Origin of the sequence: Actinocrinis sp. (assembly GCF_035605935.1) — a bacterium.
Lineage (GTDB): Bacteria > Actinomycetota > Actinomycetes > Streptomycetales > Catenulisporaceae > Actinocrinis.
The window spans coordinates 1-3,523 of sequence record NZ_DATNGK010000023.1 but is presented as its reverse complement, the minus strand read 5'-3'; the positions used below and the strand labels follow the sequence as shown (position 1 = coordinate 3,523).

The 3,523-nt window shown below is 68.8% G+C and carries 2 protein-coding genes and 2 pseudogenes; 3 read left to right on the top strand and 1 reads right to left on the bottom strand.

Going from position 1 to position 3,523, the window contains the following annotated elements:
* Positions 1-49 precede the first annotated feature (49 nt).
* Positions 50-230: pseudogene (locus tag VN779_RS02040) on the top strand (IS630 family transposase); the annotation flags it as partial.
* A 466-nt stretch (positions 231-696) separates the two neighbouring features.
* Here the strand turns inward: VN779_RS02040 and VN779_RS02035 are convergent.
* On the bottom strand, positions 697-2,235 hold the full coding sequence (locus VN779_RS02035; RefSeq protein ID WP_325719534.1) for a long-chain-fatty-acid--CoA ligase: 1,539 nt from the start codon (positions 2,233-2,235) through the stop codon (positions 697-699).
* Positions 2,236-2,669: 434 nt separating this feature from the next.
* Between VN779_RS02035 and VN779_RS02030 the strand changes: the two genes are divergently transcribed.
* Both VN779_RS02030 and VN779_RS02025 read left to right on the top strand, forming a co-directional pair.
* Complete coding sequence (locus tag VN779_RS02030; protein WP_325719532.1) at positions 2,670-3,188, top strand: response regulator transcription factor; 519 nt, start codon at positions 2,670-2,672, stop codon at positions 3,186-3,188.
* Positions 3,189-3,208: 20 nt separating this feature from the next.
* Positions 3,209-3,523, top strand: a pseudogene (locus tag VN779_RS02025) (hypothetical protein); the annotation flags it as partial.

The following is a 3,523-nucleotide window of genomic DNA, read 5'->3' as shown; positions in this document are numbered from 1 at the left end:
CTCCGCCGCCAACGATAGGGGCGCCACCCCCAGCTAGCACCGAGGGGTTCAGTTCTCCACCGATCCGCAGTTGGAGGCCAAGGTCCGCGATGTGGCGGGCCTGTACCTGGCGCCTCCGCAGAACGCGATCGTAGTCTGCGTGGACGAGACGCCCCAGATCCAGGCCCTGGAACGAACCCGGTCGGTTCTGCCGATACGCCCGGGTATCCCCCGAGCGGCATACCCATGACTAAATCCGGCACGGCACCACCGCCTTGTTCGCCGCCCTGGCGGTGGCCACCGGCTGGCGGCGCTCGGGCTCGACCACGGATCAACTACGCGACCGACGGCGTCGGCGTGCTCGCGTACCGCGGGACGCTCGTCAGCGTCGGGGTAAACGCCAGGGCCGGCCCCGGCGATTCAACGCGGTCGCTCTGTACACGTAACAACGCGCTGCGCGGCGTCTACCTCGGCGGCGCGATCGTGTCCGAGTACGCTCGCATCCGTCCGATGATCGGCGACAGGCTCGAGCGCATCGCAAACGGCGAACTCCAGGTGCAGATCGATCGCTCGTTCCCCTCGCGGATGCCGCTACGGCGCAACGCGCAACCGCTGCGAGCAGGAGTGTGTCCCAGGCGGCTGGGGAGGGCGAAGAACTCGGTGGCGATGATGGCGGTGAGAGGGTCGGGTTACCAGTTTCCACTCAGCGCACCGGCATCAGGGCATGAAGCTCGACCGCAGCTGGCGTTTGAGGATCTTCCCGTTCGGGTTGCGAGGCAGCGCAGGGACGAAGGAGACGGAGGCCGGGTTCTTGTAGTGCGCCAGCCGGTCCCGGGTGAATGCGATGAGCGCTGCCTCGTCGACTGCCGCCCCTGCGGCGGGCACCACAACCGCCTTGACAGTCTCGCCTCCCTCGGGGTCCGGCACCCCGATCACCGCCACCTCAGCGACATCCGGGTGCTGCCCCAGCACTCGCTCGACCTCCGCGGGATACACGTGCCCCCCACCGGAGAGGATCATGTCCTTGACCCTGTCTTCGATGTACAGGTAGCCCGCCTCGTCGATGCGGCCGGCGTCGCCGGTGCGCAGCCAGCCGCCGGAAGTGATCGCCTCCCTGGTGGCCTCGGGCATGTTCCAGTACCTGGCCATCACCTGGTCCGAGCGCACCCAGAACTCACCCACCTCGCCGGGCTCCACGTCGATACCGGCTTCGGGGTCGACCACCCGCACCTCGTTGCCGGGCAGCGGCCGGCCAGCCGATGCGCGCAGATGGGGGCGCCACGGGTGGCGGTGCTCATCCGGCCCGAGGACGCAGAGCACGCCGGATGTTTCCGTCATCCCGTACACCGAGTACAGCGACGTCGGCAAGACGTTCAGCGTGCGCTCTATCAGCGGCGCCGGCATCGGTGAACCGCCGTACGCGAGGACCTTCAGCGACCGCAGTGCCGAGCGCGCCTGCGCCGGGTCGGCGAGCAGCACCTGGACCATCGCGGTGACGAAGTACGCGTGCGTCGCCTTCCGGGACTCGATGAGGCAGAGCAGGGTGCTGGGAACCGGCTCCCGGACGATGATCGTGCGGCCGCCCGCGCTCATGCTGCCCAGCGCCCAGCTCGTCCCGCCGACATGGAACAAGGGCATGGCGACGACGTTGACAGTGCTCTCGTCCATCGCGTAGGCGGGCGCGACCACCCGCGTGTGGGCCGTCATGCTGCGCTGGGTCAGCATCACGCCCTTCGGCCAGCCGGTTGTACCCGAGGTGTACAGCACCAGGAAACAGTCCTCCGGCGCTGAGGCGTACGGCGCGGTCACCGGCTCGGCGGCGGCCAGCCACTTCTCGTACTCGTCGTCGTCGCCGCCGAGCACGACCACCTCACGCACCCTGGGCAGGCGGTTCCGGAGCCCACCCAGGGTCTCCGCGAACTCCGCTCCCACGACGACCACGTGTGCTGCCGAGTCATCCACCACATGGGCCAGTTCCTCCGGAGCCAGCCGGAAGTTGACGACTACGTTGGCGGCGCCGATGAGCGAAGCCGCCAGCGTGAGCTCGAGGCACGCCGGGTGGTTCTTGTCCAGCACCGCGAGGTGATCGCCAGGGCCGAGGCCAGAAGCACGCAGTGCGCGCGCCGCGCGGCGGATCCGGTCGTCGAGCTGCGCCCAGGTCCAGCGCTGGTCGCCGAACACCAACGCCTCCCGGTCCGGAGCCTCGGCGACCCATCGCTCAACGACGTCAAAGATGCGGGAGAGTTCGGTAGTCAAGGGAACCTTCTCACGAGAGATCACCGTACGTAAGGTCAGCTGGCTGGGGATTCTCGGCGGAAAGATTCCGGAACTGGCACACCTGAGCCCCGCGGTAGTTGACGGAACCCCTCCGTTGTTGATCGCTCCGGCCGGCTCGTTCACTTCGGCCGGCCAGAGCGCCCCATATGAGGATTGCTCGGGAATGTGGGATCATGCATCACGGCCAGCGCCCGGAATCGCGTGGTGCTGGCCTATATCCGGCATACCAGCTAGCTGGAGCTATATCGGGGCCTGCAGCCACGGCAAGGCCAGAGCCCAGGTCGCCCTCGGCAACATCCAGCTGAGGGTCTACCACTAGCTGCTGTCCAACCCCGGCACGGGGTACCACGACCTCGGCCCGGACTACTACGAACGTCAGGCCGCCACCCGTCGGCCGGGTCGGCGACGCCCGCGTGCTTCTCGACCTCGTGCGCGAGCACGGGCCCGACCTCGCGATCGTCGGCATCCAGATGCCGCACGCGACCGAAGGCCTGGATGCCGCGCTCGTCGTCCGCAACGAGCTTCCGCGGACGGCAATCCTCCTGCTCTCGGCACACGTAGAGGTACGTGCGCTGGATCTGCTCCGACACGGTCCGGGCATCGGCTACCTGTTGAAGGGCCGCGTCATCGAGGTCGACGGCTTCCTCGAGGCGCTCGCGCGCATCCGTTCCGGGGGCTCGATCGTCGAGCAGGCGCTCATCCGGGAACTCGCGGCGCGCCGAGACCGGCTCGACCGGCTGAGCCCTCGGGAGCGCGACGTGCTCGGGCTGATGGCCGCGGGCCGTTCGAACACAGGCATCGCGCGGCGCCTCGGTCTCGAGAAGGCGACCGTCGAGCGGTACGTCCGCAGCATCCTCGTGAAGCTCGTACCGCCTGAGACGGCCGACCACCGGCGCGTCCGCGTCGTGCTGACCTACCTCGAAGTTCGATAATCCCGGCGAGGCCTCGGGTCGTGCTCGCAGAGGACGACGTCCTACTCCGTGAGGGGCTCGCGAGCCTGCTCGAGCGCTCGGACTACGAGGTCGTCGGCCGTGCCGTCACGGGCCTGGACGTGCGCTGGCTCACGGGGCTCCGTTCCTGCTTCGCGGCCGGGCTGCAGCCCGGGTGGAACACAGCCATCGATGAACGAGGCGCGGTAGTCCACTGTGACCGGATGTCCGGCGTCCGGCGCAGCGGACAGCGCGCCGCGGTCTCGGGCTCAGCGGTTACGATCCTCGTCTGCGGGCGCAGCGCCTTGATCGCGCTGGCGATTCCGGCCGTCAGGCCG